Source organism: Delftia sp. Lp-1, from assembly GCF_020523835.1.
Classification (GTDB): Bacteria; Pseudomonadota; Gammaproteobacteria; order Burkholderiales; family Burkholderiaceae_C; genus Comamonas; species Comamonas acidovorans.
Genome location: NZ_JAJALJ010000001.1, coordinates 668272 through 685112 on the forward strand (window position 1 = coordinate 668272; position 16841 = coordinate 685112).

Annotated in this window: 16 protein-coding genes and 1 tRNA gene; 4 read left to right on the plus strand and 13 right to left on the minus strand. The window is 67.6% G+C overall.

Annotated elements, in window-relative coordinates; genetic code table 11:
- Positions 1-30: 30 nt before the first annotated feature.
- Both LGR64_RS02895 and LGR64_RS02900 read left to right on the plus strand, forming a co-directional pair.
- Positions 31-1056 (plus strand): AraC family transcriptional regulator, encoded by a 1026-nt coding sequence (locus tag LGR64_RS02895; protein WP_012207242.1) that lies wholly within the window; start codon positions 31-33, stop codon positions 1054-1056.
- Between the two features lie 142 nt (positions 1057-1198).
- The gene (locus tag LGR64_RS02900; RefSeq protein WP_141835046.1) at positions 1199-2212 is read left to right on the plus strand and encodes a Bug family tripartite tricarboxylate transporter substrate binding protein; all 1014 of its coding nucleotides are present in this window, start codon (positions 1199-1201) and stop codon (positions 2210-2212) included.
- Here the strand turns inward: LGR64_RS02900 and LGR64_RS02905 are convergent.
- The 6 genes from LGR64_RS02905 to LGR64_RS02930 form a co-directional block, all read right to left on the minus strand.
- Complete coding sequence (locus LGR64_RS02905) at positions 2199-3680, minus strand: amidase (protein WP_230354955.1); 1482 nt, start codon at positions 3678-3680, stop codon at positions 2199-2201. The two genes, LGR64_RS02900 and LGR64_RS02905, sit on opposite strands and share 14 nt — an antisense overlap.
- Positions 3681-3780: 100 nt before the next feature.
- The gene (locus tag LGR64_RS02910) at positions 3781-5274 is read right to left on the minus strand and encodes an ABC transporter substrate-binding protein (RefSeq protein ID WP_012207239.1); all 1494 of its coding nucleotides are present in this window, start codon (positions 5272-5274) and stop codon (positions 3781-3783) included.
- Between the two features lie 129 nt (positions 5275-5403).
- Positions 5404-6261, minus strand: a complete 858-nt coding sequence (locus LGR64_RS02915; RefSeq protein ID WP_034398924.1) for an ATP-binding cassette domain-containing protein — start codon at positions 6259-6261, stop codon at positions 5404-5406.
- Entirely contained in the window at positions 6258-7310 is a 1053-nt protein-coding gene (locus LGR64_RS02920) for an ABC transporter ATP-binding protein (protein WP_141835040.1), read from the minus strand. Before LGR64_RS02920 ends, LGR64_RS02915 begins: the two co-directional genes overlap by 4 nt.
- Positions 7311-7325: 15 nt before the next feature.
- A complete protein-coding gene (locus LGR64_RS02925; RefSeq protein ID WP_141835037.1) occupies positions 7326-8249 on the minus strand; it encodes an ABC transporter permease in 924 nt (307 codons plus the stop codon).
- Positions 8246-9208 (minus strand): ABC transporter permease, encoded by a 963-nt coding sequence (locus LGR64_RS02930; protein ID WP_013800857.1) that lies wholly within the window; start codon positions 9206-9208, stop codon positions 8246-8248. Before LGR64_RS02930 ends, LGR64_RS02925 begins: the two co-directional genes overlap by 4 nt.
- Before the next feature lie 308 nt (positions 9209-9516).
- On the opposite strand from LGR64_RS02930, the gene LGR64_RS02935 reads away from it, so the two are divergent.
- Positions 9517-9780 (plus strand): YfhL family 4Fe-4S dicluster ferredoxin, encoded by a 264-nt coding sequence (locus LGR64_RS02935; protein ID WP_012207234.1) that lies wholly within the window; start codon positions 9517-9519, stop codon positions 9778-9780.
- 4 nt (positions 9781-9784) lie between these two features.
- Here the strand turns inward: LGR64_RS02935 and pth are convergent, their stop codons facing one another.
- The 7 genes from pth to LGR64_RS02970 all read right to left on the minus strand — a co-directional run bounded on the left by pth (position 9785) and on the right by LGR64_RS02970 (position 15714).
- Positions 9785-10408, minus strand: coding sequence for an aminoacyl-tRNA hydrolase (gene pth, locus LGR64_RS02940; protein ID WP_013800858.1), 624 nt, complete (start codon positions 10406-10408; stop codon positions 9785-9787).
- A gap of 126 nt (positions 10409-10534) precedes the next feature.
- Positions 10535-11164 carry a 50S ribosomal protein L25/general stress protein Ctc gene (locus tag LGR64_RS02945; protein ID WP_013800859.1) on the minus strand — a complete coding sequence of 210 codons (630 nt, stop codon included), beginning with the start codon at positions 11162-11164 and terminating at the stop codon, positions 10535-10537.
- A gap of 173 nt (positions 11165-11337) precedes the next feature.
- The gene (locus tag LGR64_RS02950; RefSeq protein ID WP_012207231.1) at positions 11338-12297 is read right to left on the minus strand and encodes a ribose-phosphate pyrophosphokinase; all 960 of its coding nucleotides are present in this window, start codon (positions 12295-12297) and stop codon (positions 11338-11340) included.
- A 44-nt stretch (positions 12298-12341) separates the two neighbouring features.
- Positions 12342-12418, minus strand: a tRNA-Gln gene (locus LGR64_RS02955).
- A 29-nt stretch (positions 12419-12447) separates the two neighbouring features.
- Complete coding sequence (gene ispE / locus LGR64_RS02960; protein WP_141835031.1) at positions 12448-13311, minus strand: 4-(cytidine 5'-diphospho)-2-C-methyl-D-erythritol kinase; 864 nt, start codon at positions 13309-13311, stop codon at positions 12448-12450.
- Positions 13312-13381: 70 nt separating this feature from the next.
- A complete protein-coding gene (locus LGR64_RS02965) occupies positions 13382-13915 on the minus strand; it encodes an outer membrane lipoprotein LolB (protein ID WP_141835028.1) in 534 nt (177 codons plus the stop codon).
- A gap of 11 nt (positions 13916-13926) precedes the next feature.
- Positions 13927-15714, minus strand: coding sequence for a tetratricopeptide repeat protein (locus tag LGR64_RS02970; protein ID WP_170962004.1), 1788 nt, complete (start codon positions 15712-15714; stop codon positions 13927-13929).
- 61 nt (positions 15715-15775) lie between these two features.
- Here LGR64_RS02970 and mutM point away from each other — a divergent pair, with 61 nt between their 5' ends.
- Entirely contained in the window at positions 15776-16606 is an 831-nt protein-coding gene (gene mutM / locus LGR64_RS02975) for a bifunctional DNA-formamidopyrimidine glycosylase/DNA-(apurinic or apyrimidinic site) lyase (protein WP_141835025.1), read from the plus strand.
- Positions 16607-16841: the final 235 nt, after the last annotated feature.

Consider the following 16841-nt stretch of genomic DNA (forward strand, 5'->3'; position numbering starts at 1 on the left):
TGCCCATCTGACGCCGTCTCCACCAAGCCCATGCCACAGACCACGGCCCACACCATTGCCATTGCCCAGGTCCTGCAGATCGTGCAGGGCGTGCAGCGCAATGGCATGGATGTGCCAGCCATCCTGCGCCGCGCCGGCATTGCGCCGGCCTTGCTGGATGCGCCGCTGTCGCGCGTGACCCAGGCGCAGTACGCGGCGCTGATCCGCGTGCTGCGCCGCGTCTGCCGCGACGAGCTGTGGGGCCTGTGCCGCCATCCGCTGCCCGTGGGCAGTTTTGCCCAGGCCTGCCGCACCATGCTGCCCTGCCGCACGCTGGGCGAGGCATTGCAGGCCGGGCTGCGTTTCTACCGCCTGGTGCTGCGGGACTTCGCTCCCCGGCTGCAGGTGGTGGATGGCGTGGCCCGCATCGCCATGGTGTCGCTGCGCGAGCGTGATGCGCCGCTGGCCTATGCCGAGCGTTCCTTTTGCTTTCTGGGCTATGGCGTCATGTCCTGGCTGGTGTCGCGCAGGATTGAGCTGACGGGCGTGTGTGCACCGGCCGGAGCCAGCATGCCGTATGGCACGGAGGCGCAGCGCCTGTTCCTGGCGCCGCTGCAGCGGGACCGCGACTTCACGGGGCTGGAGTTCGATGCGCGCTGGCTGGAGCTGCCCGTTGTGCAGACCCCGGAGAGCCTGGCCGAATTCCTGGACCAGGCGGCCATGGGCCTGGTGATCCGCTACCGCGACCGCACGCGCCTGGGCGAGCGCATCCGCCGCCTGCTGCGCCGCGATCTGGCGGGGGAGCTGCCTTCGCTGGAGCAGGTCGGCGCCGCGCTGTCCATGACACCGCAGACGCTGCGCCGCCGCCTGCGCGACGAAGGCCTGGGCTTCCAATCCCTCAAGGACGACCTGCGCCGCGACGCCGCCATCGAATTGCTGAACCGCCCGGATCTGACCCTGGCCGACATTGCGGCCCGCGTGGGGTTTGCGGAGGCCAGCACCTTTCACCGCGCCTTCAAGGGCTGGACCGGCCTGCCGCCGGGCGCCTACCGGCAGGCCCAGCATCGCGGCCGCTGATCTTTTTTGCCAATCATTTTGAGACGATCGGCGATTGGTGGCTGAAGGCCCGGTGGCCACACTGTCCATGGACCCTGCCACTGCGGCAGGGCACACCGCCCCGCCAACGGGGGCGGAGCACCGAAGGACAAGGAGACAAGCCATGGAATCGAGCCGACGCGGCTGCCTGCGGGCGGCGCTGGCATGCGCCGCCAGCGCCTCACTGGGTGCCGCCCTGGGAACGGCATCGCCGATCGCCTTTGCACAGCCGGCAGGTGGTGCCTATCCGTCCAAGCCGCTGCGCATGGTGATTCCCTATCCGGCGGGTGGCGGCACGGACATCATCGGCCGCATCATTGCCCAGCAACTGAGCCAGGCCTGGGGCCAGCCCGTGGTGGTGGAGAACCGGCCGGGCTCCAGCGGCATCATCGGTGGCGATGTGGTGGCCAAGTCGGCGCCCGATGGCTATACGCTGCTGCTGGGGATCACGGCCATGATCCAGGCGCCTGCGCTGTACGCCAAGATGCCTTATGACGTGCTCAAGGACTTTGCCCCCGTATCGCAGGTGGCCTTGTCCTCGGACCTGTTCGTGGTGCCGCGCGACGTGCCGGCCACGACGCTGCCGGAGTTCATCGCCCTGGTCAAGGCCCATCCGGGCAAGTACAGCAACGGCAACTACGGCAACGGCACCTCCTCGCACATGCATGGCGAGCTGCTGCGTGCCCGGGCCGGGCTGGATCTGGCGCTGATTCCCTACAAGGGCGCAGCGCCGCTGGTCAACGATGTGCTGGGCGGGCAGCTGTCGTCGGGCTTCATCGACGTGTCCTCGGCCAATGCGCACCTGAAGTCCGACAAGATCCGCATCCTGGCCATCACGGGCATGCAGCGCCATCCGGCGCTGCCCGAGGTGCCCACCTTTGCCGAGCTGGGGCTGGCGGGCTTCGAGGCCAATGGCTGGTTTGCCACCTTCGTGGCGGCGGGAACGCCCCGGCCCATCGTGGACAAGCTCTCGGCCGAGGTTCGGCGCATCGTGGCCTCGCCCGAACTCAGCGGGCGCCTGGCGGCCATGGGGCTGCGCCCGGTGGGCGGTACGCCCGAGGAGCTGTCAGCGGCCATGGCGCGCGACCTGCCGCGCTGGGCGCGCATCGTCAAGGATGCGGGAATCAGGCTGGAGTAGCCGGCACTGCTCGTGCCCGTGCCTGTGCGCCGTCTTCGCTGTCGCCAGCGTCCTGGCCCGGCGGCAGGGGCTGTGGCCAGGCAGGCTGCGGCGGCCGCAACTGCTCCAGCACGCGGCTGAGCCGCAGCACGCCCAGGTCGTCAAAGCGGCGGCCCGCGATCTGCACGCCGATGGGCAACTGCCCGTCATGCCCGCAGGGCACGGACGCGGCGGGCTGCTCGGACATGTTGTAGGGCACGGTGAAGGCAATGTGCTCCAGCGGTCGCAGCGGGTCGTTGGTAGGGCTGGGCAGGTGGGCCGGGAAGGCCGTGATCGGCGCCACAGGCGACAGCACATAGTCGAAGGCCGCCGTGGCACGCACCGTGGCCACGCGCAGCAGGTACGATTGCTGGCTGGCCACGAACAGCTGGGTGGCGGTGATGGACCCGGCACTGTCGGCCCAGTCGCGGATGAAGGGCAGGACCACGCGGCGCTGGGCGTCCGGCAGCGACTGCATTTCCACATGCGAGCGCATGCGCCAGAAATGGTCGAGGCCGTCGAGCATGTCGCGGGTGAGCCAGGGCTGGATGATCTCGATATGGGCGCCGGCCGATTCCAGCCAGGCCGCAGCCTGCTCCACCACGGCACGCACGCGGGGCTGCAGGGGCAGGCCGCAGCCGGCATCCAGCAGCAGGCCTATGCGCAGGCCGCGCACCTGGGTGGGGTCCATGTCGAAGCTATTCCAGGCAATGTCCTGGTGCGGCAAGCCCATGCTGTCGCGCGCATCGGGCAGGGACAGCGCCTGCATCATCAGCGCGGCGTCGGCCACGCTGCGCGTCATGGGGCCGGCGCAGCGGCCGGTGTACGGCGGGTCGATGGGCACGCGGCCCAGGCTGGGCTTGAGGCCGAAGATGCCGCACCAGCCTGCGGGCAGGCGGATGGAGCCGCCAATGTCCGTGCCCACATGCAGCGGCCCGTAGCCGGCCGCCGCAGCGGCGCCCGCGCCTGCGCTGGAGCCGCCCGGCGTCTTGTCCAGATCCCAGGGGTTGAAGGTGTTGCCGTGCAGCGAGGACAGGCCCGAGGACAGCATGCCGTAGTCGGGCATGGTGGTCTTGGCGAAGAGGATGGCGCCCGCTTCGCGCAGGCGCGCAGCGGGTGGTGCGTCCAGCGGGGCTGCGACCTGGGGCGTGGCGGCCGTGCCCACGGGGGTGGGGTCGCCGCGCGTGGTGATGTTGTCCTTGACCGTGGCGGGGACGCCGTCGAGCAGGCCTGCCGGCTCGCCGCGCAGCCAGCGGGCCTCGCTGGCGCGTGCCTGGGCCAGTGCGGCCTCGGGGCGCAGCAGGTAGGTGGCGCCCAGGGCCGGCTCCCAGCGCTGCACATGGGCCAGCAGCTCTTGCATGACCTCGACGGGCGAGAGGCTGCGCTCCCGGTAGGCGCGCAGCAGCGCATGGGCGGGTAGGTCGTGCAGGGCCTGTGTCGTTCCAGTCATCGCGGCTTCCTTGAGGATGGCGGTTCCAGCGGCAGATCTGCTGCAGTTTGGACCGGGGCCACCGGCGCGCCTGTCGCCTGTGGCTCAGCCGGTGCGCGGCTCAGGTGGCCCAAGACAGTGCCGAGAGATCGTTGACGAAGATGGGCATGTCCTTCCACAGTCCGCGCAGGTTCTTGTTGGCCACGGTGACCCATTGCGGCGTGTAGAGGAAGGCGTGCACGCAATCCTGGGCCAGCAGGCGCTGGGCATCGCCCAGCAGGCGTGAGCGGTCGGCGGGGCGCGAGGCGTTCTTGATCTTGTCGTACAGCTCGTTGAACTGGGACGACTGGTAGCCCCAGTAGTAGTCGGGCTTGGCGAAGTTGCCCAGGTCGAAGGGCTCGACATGGGAGATCAGCGTCAGGTCGTAGTTCTTGAGGGTGTAGGTGCCCGACAGCCACTGCGCCCATTCGACGTTCTGCAGCTTGGCGCGGATGCCGATCTTGGCCAGTTGCGCGGCAATCACCTCGCCGCCCTGGCGCGCGTAGGGCGTGGGCGGCAGCGTCATGGTCAGCTCCAGCGGGGTCTTGACGCCGGCCTCGGCCAGCAGCGCCTTGGCCTTTTCCACGTCGAAGGGGTTGATGCCCGTGGTGTCCACATAGCCAAAGGCCGTGGGCACGTAGTAGCTGCCGATGGGCAGGCCGTAGCCGTCACCCGCGCCGTCGATCACGGCCTTGCGGTCGATGGCCGCGGCGATGGCGCGGCGCACGCGCGCGTCGCCCAGGGGCTTGCGTGCGTTGTTCATGGCCAGGATGGTCTTGGCGCGCGAGCCGCTGACCACGACCTGGAAGCGCCCGTTGGCCTTGAACTGGGCCACGCTGCGCGGCGTCACGCGCGGGAAGGCATCGACATCGCCAGCCAGCAGCGCAGCGACCTGGGCCGCAGGGTCCGAGATGAAGCGAAAGCTGGCGCGGCGAATCCGCAGGCCGGAGGCCATGCGGTGCTGCGGCCAGGCCGTGAGCGTGACCGAGGCGCCCTTGCTCCAGTTGCCCAACTGGTAAGGGCCCGTGCCCACGGGGCGCGTGGCGTTGGTGGCCGCGCTCTTGGGCTCGACGATGATGGAAGTCGCCTGGCCGAGCACGAAGAGGAAGTCGGGATCGATGTCCTTGTTGATCACGACCACGGTATGGTCGTCCACCACGCGCGTGGACAGGGAGGCGAAGGTCCGCTTGTCCTTGTTGGTGCTCTTGTCGTCGCCCGCCCGGTCGAAGGAATACTTCACGCTGTGGGCGTTGCAGGGCTCGCCGTTCTGAAAACTCACGCCCTTGCGCAGGCGGAAGGTGTAGGTCTTGAGGTCGGGCGAGACCTCCCAGCTCTCGGCCAGCAGCGGCGAGACGCTGCCGTCCGGGTTGATCTTGGTCAGCGTCTCGAACAGGTTGTAGAGCACGATCTCGCCGATGGACGATGCGGCGCCAGCCGTGGGGTCCAGCCCCGGGGGCTCCAGCGTCATCGCCAGCGTGATGCTGTCCTTGCGGCTCTGGGCCAGCGCAGGCCAGGGCATCAGCAGGGGCAGGCCGGCAGCAGCGGAGCTGGCCAGCAGGGAACGGCGGTTGAACATGAACAGGTCTCCGGAAATTCTTGCAGATGGTTCTCGGGCCGCTGTCTGCGGCCTGCAGCAGTGTTTTTACACCACGGCGCACGGGTGCGTGGCCCTGGGGGCCTGGTCCGCGCGGGCGGCCGTCAGCTTTCAGGCCCGGTGCTGCAGGGCGATGCGCGGCACGGCCCGGACCAGGGCCTGCGTATACGGGTGCTGCGGGGCGTGGAACAGCTGCTGCGGCGCTCCGCGCTCGACGATGCGGCCCTCGCTCAGCACGATGGCGTCGTCGCACAGGTGCTGGACCACGGCCAGGTCGTGGCTGATGAACAGATAGGACAGGCCCAACTGCTGCTGCAGATCGTGCAGCAGGTTCAGCACCTGGGCCTGCACCGAGACGTCCAGCGCACTCACGGGCTCATCGGCCACGATGAGGCGGGGCCGTGTGATCAATGCCCGCGCAATGGCGATGCGCTGGCGCTGGCCGCCCGAGAACTCGTGCGGGTACTTGTCCAGATCCTGCGCGCGCAGGCCGACCTGTTCCAGCGTGGCGCGGGCCTGGTCGCGCCGGGCGCTGCGTTCGGGCGACGCAGGCTGGGCGAGCAGGGGTTCGCAGACGATGTGCTCCACCGTCATGCGCGGGTCCAGCGAGCCGTAGGGGTCCTGGAACACCATCTGGAAGTCGCGGCGTGCCGTCCGCAGTGCCTGGCGACCCAACTGGTGCAGATCCTGGCCCAGCAGCCGTACGCTGCCGGCGCTGGGCGTGTCCAGCGCCATGACCAGGCGTGCCAGCGTGGACTTGCCTGAGCCCGACTCGCCCACCACCCCCAGGCTGCGCCCCGCCGTCAGCGTGAAATCCACGCCGCGCAGCGCATGCACCTGCTCCGGCGCGCGCCACAGCGACCGGCGCGGCAGCTGGTAGCTGCGGGCCAGGCCTGTCACTTGCAGCAGGGGTACATCGGAGGCCGGTGACGTCTGGCCCGGTGGCGTCTGGAGGGGGTGCCTTGTCATGCGCATTCCTGTGCAGGCAGGCCCTGTGCAATGGCCTCGGGGCGCAGGCAGCGCACCACATGCGGCTGTGCCCAGGCCTGCAGGGATGCGGGCGTGGGCCGCTGCGGGCGCTCCAGTACCACGGGGCGCGGGCGCTCGCTGTGGCAGGTCGGCTCGGTGAAGCTGCAGCGGCCCGCGAAGGCGCAGCCGGCCGGCAGGTCCACCAGCTCGGGCACGGTGCCGGCAATGGTGGGCAGCCGGGCCGGCGGCAGGCTGCCTGGGGCGGACAGGTCCAGCTGGGGCCTGGCCGCGAACAGGCCGCGCGTATAGGGATGGGCGCGGCGCGCGAAGATGGCCTCGGTCATGCCGCTTTCGACCACGCTGCCGCCGTACATGACCAGCAACTGCTCCACGTTCTGCGCGATCACGCCCAGGTCGTGAGAGATCAGCAGCAGGGCCATGGAATGCTCGGCCACCAATTCCTGCAGCAGGTCCAGGATTTGCTGCTGAACGGTCACGTCCAGCGCCGTCGTGGGTTCGTCGGCAATCAGCAGGTCGGGCCCGCAGGCCAGGGCCATGGCGATGGTGATGCGCTGGCGCTGGCCGCCCGAGAACTGGTGCGGATAGTCGTCATAGCGCTGGGCCGCACGGGCAATGCCCACGCGCTCCAGCAGCGCCACCGCATGCGCGCGCGCGGCCTGGCGGCCCAGGCGCAGGTGATGGCGCAGCGGCTCGGCCACCTGGCGGCCGATGCCGTGCACGGGGTTCAATGCCGTCATCGGCTCCTGGAACACCATGGCCATGCGGTTGCCGCGCAGGCGGCACAGCGCGTTCTCGTCCATGTCCAGCAGCTCCTTGCCGTTGAGCTGGATGCTGCCGTCCACCTGCGCATGCTCGGGCAGCAGGCCCATCAGCGCCAGGGCGGTCAGCGACTTGCCGCAGCCCGACTCGCCGATCAGGCCCAGCGTGGCGCCGCGCTCCAGGATGAACTCCAGGTTCTGCACGGCGCGCGCGCGGCCGCGCGGGGTCTGCAAGGTGATGGTGAGGCCGGAGACTTCGAGCAGGGGCATGGGCGCGTGCCTTCCTCAGCGCTGGCGCGACAGGCGCGGGTCGAGCAGATCGCGCAGCCCGTCGCCCAGCAGGTTGAGCCCGAGCACCGACAGCGCAATGGCCAGGCCCGGCCACACGGCCAGCAGCGGTGCCTGGAACATGAGGGTCTGCGCCTCGCTGAGCATGCGGCCCCAGGAGGCCTGGGGCGGCTGAGTGCCCAGGCCCAGATAGGACAGGGCGGCCTCGGCCAGAATGGCCAGCGCGAACTGGATGGTGGCCTGCACCACCAGCACCGGCAGGATATTGGGCAGCACATGGCGCCAGGTGATGCTGGCGCGGCCATGGCCGCAGGCGCGTGCGGCCAGCACGTATTCGCGTGCCCACACGGCCTTGGCCGATGCCCGCGTGATGCGCGCGAAGGTGGGGATGTTGAAGATGCCGATGGCAATGATGGCGTTGACGATGCCCGCGCCGAACACGGCCGTGAGCATGATGGCCGACAGCAGCGCGGGAAAGGCAAAGCTGAAATCGGCCAGCCGCATGATGGCCTCTTCCACCCAGCCCCTGCAGGCTGCCGCGACCAGGCCCAGCGCCACGCCCATCGACAGCCCGATGCCCACGGCAATCACGCCGACCAGGATGGAACTGCGCGCGCCCAGGAACAGCAGCGAGGCCACGTCCCGCCCATAGGCGTCGGTGCCCAGCCAGTGCAGGGCGCCCGGTGCAGCCAGCTTGGCGTCCATGTCCATGTCGTAGGCAGAGCCCGGCGTCCACCAGAAAGACAGCAGGGCCGTGAGCAGCAGCAGCGCGGTCAGCACCGCTCCCAGCAGGAAGCTGCGGTGGCCCAGCATGCGCCGGCCCGCTCCGGCGGGCGCGCCCAGGGTGACGGCCCGCGTGGGCCGATGGCCCGCTGGCGGGGCGGAGGGCGGGGGCGAAGGAGGGCTGTGCGGCTGACTCATACGTCGCTGGCCTCGATGCGCGGATCGATGGCCGCGTACAGTACGTCCACGATGAAGTTGATGACCACCACCATGGCTGCCAGCAGCAGCACGCAGTTGCGCACCACGATCAGGTCACGGTTGGCGATGGACTGGAAGATCAGCCGGCCCAGGCCCGGCAGGTAGAACACGTTCTCCACCACGATGGTGCCGGCCAGCAGCTGGGCGAACTGCAGGCCCATGACCGTGAGCACGGGAATCATGGCGTTGCGCAGTACATGGCCCCAGAGCACGGCACGGCGCGACAGTCCCTTGGCGCGGGCCGTGCGCACGAAGTCCTCGCGCAGCACCTCCAGCACGGCCGAGCGCGTGATGCGCGCCAGGATGGCCGCCTGCACCACGGCCAGCGAGATGGCCGGCAGCAGCAGCGCCTGCAGTGCCTGCAGCGGGCCGCCGCCGTCGGCCTCGCTCCAGCCGGGAAAGCCGCCGGCGGAAAACCATTGCAGCTTCACCGAGAACACCAGGATCAGCAGGATGGCAAACCAGAAATTGGGGATGGCGATGCCGACCTGTGCCAGGCCCATGATGCCCAGGTCGCCCCAGCGGTTGTGGCGCGATGCGGCATAGATGCCGGCGGCCAGTGCCAGCACGGTCGTGATGAGCATGGCCATCACGGCCAGCGGCACGGTGACGGCCAGCCGCTCCAGCACCAGCTCGCTGACCGGTGTGCTGTAGGCGTAGCTCAGTCCCATGTCGCCGTGCAGCAGCCCCTGCAGCCACTGCAGGTAGCGCTGCCAGGCCGGCTGGTCCAGCCCCAGTTGCACGGCCAGCGCCTGCACCGCCTCGGGCGCGGCATCGGGGCCCATCAGCGTCTGGGCGGCATTGCCGGGCAGCACTTCCAGTACGCCGAAAACCACGGCCGATGCGCCCAGCAGCGTGGCTGCCAGCATCAGCAGGCGCTTGAGCAGAAAGATGCTCATGGGCAATCGGCCTCGGCAGGGTGGGTGGCGGTCACGTCGGCGGAGTGGGTGGGTTGTTCTTGGAAGGGCCCGAATGGTACTGCGCACGGCCCATGCGCGCAGCATAGCGGCCTTTGAAGCGGCAGGGCCCCGATGGACGGGGACGCGGCCATCGATTTCAGGGCGCCGGGCTTGCCCGTGCAGCCTCCATGCTTATGTGGGGGACAGGATAATGGCGGCATGACTGATGCCACCTTGCTGCAAGGCCCGTTCGGGGCGCATGGGCCCGCCCGGCCCGGAGCGTGGCTGGCACTTGCGAGGGACCTGCCATGGCTTTGATGATCACCGACGAATGCATCAACTGCGATGTCTGCGAGCCCGAGTGCCCGAACGATGCGATCTCCATGGGCGAGGAGTACTACGAGATCGAGCACAGCAAGTGCACGGAGTGCGTGGGCCATTTCGATGAGCCCCAGTGCGTGCAGATCTGCCCGGTGGCCTGCATTCCCGTGAATCCCGCCCATGTGGAAGACCGCGAGACGCTGATGCAAAAGTACCTGCGTCTGCAGTCCCAGGCTCCCGCTTCTTCCTGAACGTTCAGCCCTTGTCGCTCTCGGCCGTGGCCGGGCGTGCGGGCTTGGGGCGCGGCGGCTTGGTGGTGTGGATCAGCAAGGTTGCCTTGTCCATGTTGCCGGCCTGCAGTTCGGGCCAGGCCTTGAGGGAGTGGGCGATGCTGTCCTCGATCAGCTGGCGCTGGTCGGGTGCGGGCTTCTTGAGCACCCAGTTGGCGACTTCGGCCTTGTGGCCCGGATGGCCTATGCCGATACGCAGCCGCCAGTAGTCGGCCGATCCCAGCTGGGCATGGATATCGCGCAGGCCGTTGTGGCCGCCGTGGCTGCCGCCGCGCTTGAGCTTGACCTGGCCGGGCTCGAAGTCCAGTTCGTCATGGACCACCAGGACTTCCTCGGGCTGGATCTTGAAGAAGCGCGCCAGCGCGCCCACCGACTTGCCCGACAGGTTCATGAAGGTCTGTGGCTGCAGCAGCCAGACGTTCTCGCCGCGCACGCTGGCACGGGCCATGAGGCCGAAGTAGCTGCGCTCGGGCACCAGATGGACCTTGAGTTCGCGCGCCAGCGCATCAATCCACCAAAAGCCCGCGTTGTGGCGGGTGTCCTCATACTCCGGCCCGGGGTTGCCCAGGCCGACAAACAATTTGATCATCGGGCGATTATCTCCATGGCGGCCGCAGCAGGCGGGTGAGGGTGCTCCCCCATGCAAAAGGCCCACGCGAGGTGGGCCTTTTGCAGGTTTGCGGCAGCCGGGGCCACCGCAAGGGAAAGCCAAGAATTACTTCTTGCCCTTCTTGGCCGGAGCGGCCGGGGCTGCCACGGGAGCTGCCGATGCATCAGGAGCCACTTCGGGCAGCTTGATGGAGATCAGGGCGGGGTTCTTGTTGGAACCGCGCACCACGGCCTTCACGCCGTTGGGCAGCTTGACGCCTTGCAGGCCCAGGGTGGACTTGGAAGTCAGGCCGCTCAGGTCCACGGTGATGAACTCGGGCAGTTGGGCGGGCATGCACACCACGTCCAGTTCATGGACCAGGGGAGTGATCGTGCAGTTCTCGACCTTGACGGCCTGGGACTGTTCCATGCCTTCGAAGTGCAGCGGCACCTTCAGGTGAACCTTGGTCTTGTCGTCAACGCGCTGGAAGTCCACGTGCAGGATGAGCTGCTTGTAGGGGTGGAATTGCACGTCGCGCAGCACGACCTTGGAGGTCTGGCCGTTGACTTCCATGTCCAGGATGCTGGAGTGGAACACTTCCTTCTTCAGGGCGTGCCACAGGGCGTTGTGATCGATTTCGATCAGTTGGGCTTCGGCAGCACCGCCGTAGACGATGCCAGGGGCCTTGCCCGAATTGCGCAGACGGCGGCTCGCACCCGTACCTTGCTTGGCGCGCTCAAAAGCGACGAATTGCATAACTAACTCCTAGATGGATGGACCGCGACCAGCCTCATCCGTTGATAAAAGAACGCCTGTCCGATGCGGACCAGGCTGCTCTTGCGGTGTCCCGGGGTGGTCCTGAAACCACTCCGGAACGCGCAAACCTCCCGAAGGAGGTTTGCTGGGTTCCGACCACAGGGGCCGATATTTTATTCAGAGAACAGGCTCAGCACCGAATCACCGGTGGAAATCCGCTGGATCGTCTGGGCAATCAGGGGTGCCACGGACAGTTGGCGGATCTTGCCGCAGGCCTGTGCCTCGGCGCTCAGGGGGATGGTGTTGGTCACCACGACCTCGTCCAGGGCGTTGCCGTTGCCGATGCGCTCGATGGCCGGACCCGAGAAGATCGGGTGCGTGCAGTAGGCATAGACACTCTTGGCGCCGCGCTGCTTGAGCACTTCGGCAGCCTTCACCAGCGTGCCGGCGGTGTCGATCATGTCATCCATGATCACGCAGTTGCGGCCGTCGATATCGCCGATGACATGCATGACTTCGGAGACATTCGCCTTGGGGCGGCGCTTGTCGATGATGGCCAGGTCGCAGCCGAGCTGCTTGGCCAGCGCACGTGCGCGGACCACGCCGCCGACGTCAGGGGAGACGACGATCAGGTCTTCGTAGTTCTTCTGGCGCAGATCGCCCAGCAGCACCGGCGTGGCATAGATGTTGTCCACGGGGATGTCGAAGAAGCCCTGGATCTGGTCTGCGTGCAGGTCCATGGTCAGGACGCGCTCGACGCCCACGGCCTGCAGCATGTTGGCCACGACCTTGGCCGTGATCGGCACGCGGGTGGAGCGCGGGCGGCGGTCCTGGCGGGCGTAGCCGAAGTAGGGAATCACCGCGCAGATGCGCTCGGCCGATGCACGCTTGAGCGCGTCCACCATGACCAGCAGTTCCATCAGGTTGTCGTTGGTCGGTGCGCAGGTGGATTGCACGACGAAGACGTCGCGCGTACGCACGTTCTGCTTGATCTCGACGGCGACTTCTCCATCGGAGAAACGACCCACGTCGGCTGCGCCCAGCGTGGTGCCGAGGTGCTGAACGATTTCAGTGGCCATGCCAGGATTGGCATTGCCGGTGAAGACCATGATGTCAGGATGATGTGAATGCATTGAGCGCCCCAGTACGATGGGTTTGCCTTGACGCGAAAGACGTTTGGCAGGGGAGGAAGGACTCGAACCCTCGCATGCCGGAATCAAAATCCGGTGCCTTTACCAACTTGGCGACTCCCCTACACAGGCCTTCTGCCGCAGGCAGACAGCCTATAAACTTTCATCTTTCAGCCAATCCTTGAGAGGATGGGCCTGCAGATTGCTGCAAACTCTGACATTCCAGGCGCCAGGGGCATCCTTTAAGTCAATCGTTTGCGTCAGTGGTGCAAATACTGCACTTCCTGAGCCCGTCATTCTAGCATGCAGTTTTAGTGAGTTTAGCCAATCGATGGCTTTTTTCACTTCAGGCTGCAGCCTTTCGGCGACAGGCTGCAAGTCGTTTTGGCCAAAGCCATAGTGATCTGCAGCAAAGTCTTCGATTGTAGCATGGGCATGATCGCGCTTGAGGGTTGCGTCGCGGAAGATGGACAGGGTCTCCAGCCCCGCCTCGGGCTTGACCACCACGAACCGCTGGGGCGGCAGGGCATTGGCCTGTTCCAGCGGCGTGATGTGCTCGCCTATGCCTTCCACCCAGGCGGAGTTGCCGCACAGAAAGAAGGGCACATCGGCGCCCAGGTCCAGTGCAATGCGCTGCAGCTCGCGCCGCGTCAGGTTCAACTGCCACAGGCGGTTCAGTGCGATCAGGGTCGATGCCGCATCAGACGAGCCCCCGCCCATCCCCGCCTGCGCCGGCAGGCGCTTTTCCACGCCGATGTGCACGCCCGCGCTGCAGCCGGTCGCCTGCTGCAGGGCCCGTGCGGCCCGCACGATGAGATCGTCGGCAGGAAGTGCCATGCCCGACAGGTCCTCGCGGCTGATCTGGCTGTCGCCACGCCTGTCGAAATGCAGCGTGTCATGCCAGTCCAACAGCATGAAGACCGATTGCAGCAGGTGATAGCCATCGGCGCGGCGGCCGGTGATGTGGAGGAACAGGTTGAGCTTGGCCGGAGCTGGCACGTCGTTGAGCGAGCGCATGGGCTGGAGAGGATGAGGAAAAAGAGGCAGGTGCGGCAGCTGGGGATGGAGCAGGCGCGCCTGGCGGAAATCAGGGCGTGTCGAGCACGATGCGCAGCGCGGCCGGCGGCTGTGGGTCATGGCGCCGGGCGAACAGGCGGCCCTGCTCCATGCGGGAGAGGTCGACCTGCCAGCCTGCGGCTGCGGTGGCCCGGCCCTGCAGCCAGTCGAACAGGGCGGCAATGGGCAGATCGCTACCCGTCAGCTCCTGCACCAGTGCGGGCAGCGAGTCCGAGGTCTTGCGCTCCTCGCCTTGTTGCAGGCTTGCCTGACCCGGCTCCCAGAGCAGACGCGCCAGTGTCGAGCCCAGGGGCGTGAACAGCAGCAGCTCGCCGCGCTGGGGGGTGCCCAGCAGCTCGAAGCCTGCGCTGAAGGATTGGTTTTGCGCATCTTCCACCTGCAGGGCCAGCCGGCCCGCCCAGTGGCCTGCAGCGGCGGGTGCGGTTGCGTCGGCCTGCAGCTGGCGGGGTGGCAGGGCGCAGCCGGCCAGGGCCAGCAGTGCGGCGGCGGCGGCCGTGGCGCACAGCTGCCGGCGTGCAAGGGCGGGATGCGGAAACCCGGGCACGGCGCGGTGGCTCAAAGCGAGACGCCCAGGCGGCGCAGGGTTTCGCGCAGGGTCGTGTTGTCAGGACTGGTGGCCAGGCCCTGGCGCCAGATCTTCTGCGCGCGTTCGCGATCACCCTTGGCCCAGAGCACTTCGCCCAGGTGTGCGGCGATCTCCACGTCGGGGCGTGATGCGTAGGCGCTTTCGAGCAGCCTGAGGGCTTCGTCCAGGTCGCCCCGGCGGAATTTCACCCAGGCAAGGCTGTCGGTGATGAATGGGTCGCCAGGCGACATTTCCAGCGCCTTGCCGACGAGCTTTTCGGCTTCATCCAGATGGATGCCGCGTTCGGCGAAGGAGTAGCCCAGCGCGTTGTAGGCGTGCTGGAAATCAGGCTGGCGCGCGATGATGCCGCGCAGCAGCCGCTCCATTTCGTCATGCTTGCCAATGCGCTCCGCCAGCAGGGCGGTGTCATAGGCGAGCTCGGCGTCTTCAGGGTCCTGCTTTTGCAACTCGGCCTGCAGCGCGTAGGCCTGGGCATTCTGATTGGCATCGCGCAGCAGCTGCACTTCGGCCAGGCGCTTGAGTCGCTGCTGGCTGGGGCCGCTGGCGGGCACGGCCTCGATGAGGGCGCGGGCTTCCTTGAGCTTGCCCTGGCGCGCGAGCAGGGCGGCACGGCGCGCCTGCACGCTCAACAGGTTGGGCGCGTCGTCGATGCGGCGCAGCAGGGCGTCGGCCTCGGCGAACTTGCCCTGCTTTTCTGCAATCTGGGACTGCAGCAGGTAGTACTGGGACTGGGCTGCACTGCGCGCCACACCGGCGGGAATCTGCGGCACGAGCTTGCCAAAGCGCTCGGTGGACGCCTGGGCTGCATCCACGTCGTTGGATTGCAGCTGCAGCGCGGCCAGCGTGGCCCAGGCTTCGGCGTAGTCGGGGGAATCCACGGTGATGGAGACCAGCTGCTGGCGGGCCTCGTCCATGCGCTGCTGGCCCAGCAGCACGCGGGCATAGGCCATGCGCATCTGGGCTGAAGGGTTCTTGGCCAGGTAGCGTTTGACGATGGGCTCCGCCTCGGGCATGCCGGCTTCCAGCAGCTCCATGGACAGCAGGGCCACGGGGCCGGTATCGGGTGTCAGCGCCTGTGCCTTTTGCACGGCCTGCATGGCGGCAGCCTTCTGCCCGGCGCCCAGGCGCATGTGGCCGATGGTGGCCCAGGCCAGCGGGCCGCTGGCCGGATTGTCGGTCTCGCCAGCCATGGCCTGCTCGACCACATCGGCAGCAAGGGCCTTGTCGCTGGCGTTGTTGTAGAGCTGGGTGATGCCCAGGTAGGTGGCGGGCTTGGAGGGCGCAGGCGTGGCCTCGATCTCGCGCTTGAGATAGCTGCCGGTATCGGCGATGCGGTTCAGTGCCACCAGGATCTGGAGCACGAAGCGGTTGGCGTCGCGGGACTGGGGAAAGGCGTCGAGCCAGGCACGGGCATTGGCCAGGGCGCGTTCACCTGAGCGCGACTGCAGCGCCAGTTCCGTGCCACGCCGGTACAGCTGCTCGCTGCCGCTGGTGCGAGCGGCCTCCATCATCATGGCCTGGGCGTCGCCCAGCGCACCTTCGCTGGCGGCGATCTCTCCGACCAGGATCTCGTAGAACAGCTCGGCGTTGAGGGCGGCGCGATCGTCCTCCGCAGAGGCGGCGGCGGAGGAGGGTGGTTCGGGGGATTCCGTCTCGATGGTGGCTGCGGTCTTGCCCGGGAGTGCCCAGGCAGTGGCGGAACCCATGGCCAGGGCTGCTGCCACGGCAAGTCCCTGAAGGCGAAGGCGATGATCCATCGAACCATAATAATCGAAGCCCAGACCACATTTCGCACAACTACAGCACAACCCGGATCGCATGCCTGAATTGCCAGAAGTAGAAGTCACGCGGCGCGCTTTTGCCGCGCAGATCGCCGGAGCGCGCATTGAATCCGTGGCCTTGGGCAAGCCCTTGCGCTGGCCGTTGGGCATTGCCCCCGAGCTGCTGGCCGGGCGCGATGTGCACGGCGTGCGTCGGCGCGGCAAGTATCTGCTGATGGAGCTGAGCGAGGGCCTGCTGATGCTGCACCTGGGCATGTCGGGCAGCCTGCGTTTCGTGGCCCCCCATGACGCACCGCTGGGGCCTGCAGGGACGCATGACCATTTCGACCTGCAGACCAGCAAGGGCCTGCTGCGGCTGCATGATCCGCGGCGCTTTGGTGCGGTGATGTATGTGGCGGCCGAGAGCGATCCCTGGGCGCGCAGGCTGCTGGACCATCTGGGGATGGAGCCGCTGGATGACAGTTTCTCGTTCGAGACCTTCCGGGCCGGCCTGAAGGCCAGCCGCACGCCCATCAAGCAATTGCTGCTGAACGGCAGCGTGGTCGTGGGCGTGGGCAATATCTATGCGTCCGAGGTGCTGTTCATGGCGCGCATCGCGCCCACGCAGCCTGCCTGCGAGGTCGGGCCGCGCAAGGTGCGCAGGTTGTTCGAGGAGATCCGCCGCGTGCTGGCCCTGGCGGTCGAGCAGGGCGGCACGACGCTGCGCGATTTCTCCGCGCCCGACGGCATGGCCGGCCACTTCCAGCTGCAGGCCAAGGTCTATGGCCGCGAAGGCCTGCCCTGCACGCACTGCGGCTCGCCCGTGCAAATGCTGCGCCAGGGGCAGCGCAGCACCTACTTCTGCGCGCGGTGCCAGAAGGCGGGATGATCGCTTCAAAAAACGGAGCGAATTCTCAACGTCTCGTAACGCCTGTTGCGGCTGCATTGCGGGAGGCACCGCGAAGCATTTGCAGAAAACGCCTGTTTCTGTAAATTTCAGGCACCAACCGCTGCAGATTGATGGTGAAATATTGTTCCATTTGTAAATAAACGATATTTTGTCCTTAATCCCCCCGCTCCAGGGGCCGGCCTTGGGGCGCCGCAGCAGGCAAAACGGGGCGACG

Bases quoted from the DNA above. Each gene is read 5' to 3' on its own strand.
- LGR64_RS02935 (WP_012207234.1), top strand. From the start codon at position 9,517: ATGGCTTTGATGATCACCGACGAATGCATCAACTGCGATGTCTGCGAG.
- LGR64_RS02910 (WP_012207239.1), bottom strand. From the start codon at position 5,274: ATGTTCAACCGCCGTTCCCTGCTGGCCAGCTCCGCTGCTGCCGGCCTG.
- ispE (WP_141835031.1), bottom strand. From the start codon at position 13,311: ATGCGCTCGCTCAACGACGTGCCAGCTCCGGCCAAGCTCAACCTGTTC.
- LGR64_RS02915 (WP_034398924.1), bottom strand. From the start codon at position 6,261: ATGACAAGGCACCCCCTCCAGACGCCACCGGGCCAGACGTCACCGGCC.
- LGR64_RS02905 (WP_230354955.1), bottom strand. From the start codon at position 3,680: ATGACTGGAACGACACAGGCCCTGCACGACCTACCCGCCCATGCGCTG.
- LGR64_RS02930 (WP_013800857.1), bottom strand. From the start codon at position 9,208: ATGAGCATCTTTCTGCTCAAGCGCCTGCTGATGCTGGCAGCCACGCTG.
- LGR64_RS02900 (WP_141835046.1), top strand. From the start codon at position 1,199: ATGGAATCGAGCCGACGCGGCTGCCTGCGGGCGGCGCTGGCATGCGCC.
- pth (WP_013800858.1), bottom strand. From the start codon at position 10,408: ATGATCAAATTGTTTGTCGGCCTGGGCAACCCCGGGCCGGAGTATGAG.
- LGR64_RS02925 (WP_141835037.1), bottom strand. From the start codon at position 8,249: ATGAGTCAGCCGCACAGCCCTCCTTCGCCCCCGCCCTCCGCCCCGCCA.
- LGR64_RS02920 (WP_141835040.1), bottom strand. From the start codon at position 7,310: ATGCCCCTGCTCGAAGTCTCCGGCCTCACCATCACCTTGCAGACCCCG.
- LGR64_RS02950 (WP_012207231.1), bottom strand. From the start codon at position 12,297: ATGCATTCACATCATCCTGACATCATGGTCTTCACCGGCAATGCCAAT.
- LGR64_RS02945 (WP_013800859.1), bottom strand. From the start codon at position 11,164: ATGCAATTCGTCGCTTTTGAGCGCGCCAAGCAAGGTACGGGTGCGAGC.
- LGR64_RS02970 (WP_170962004.1), bottom strand. From the start codon at position 15,714: ATGGATCATCGCCTTCGCCTTCAGGGACTTGCCGTGGCAGCAGCCCTG.
- mutM (WP_141835025.1), top strand. From the start codon at position 15,776: ATGCCTGAATTGCCAGAAGTAGAAGTCACGCGGCGCGCTTTTGCCGCG.
- LGR64_RS02895 (WP_012207242.1), top strand. From the start codon at position 31: ATGCCACAGACCACGGCCCACACCATTGCCATTGCCCAGGTCCTGCAG.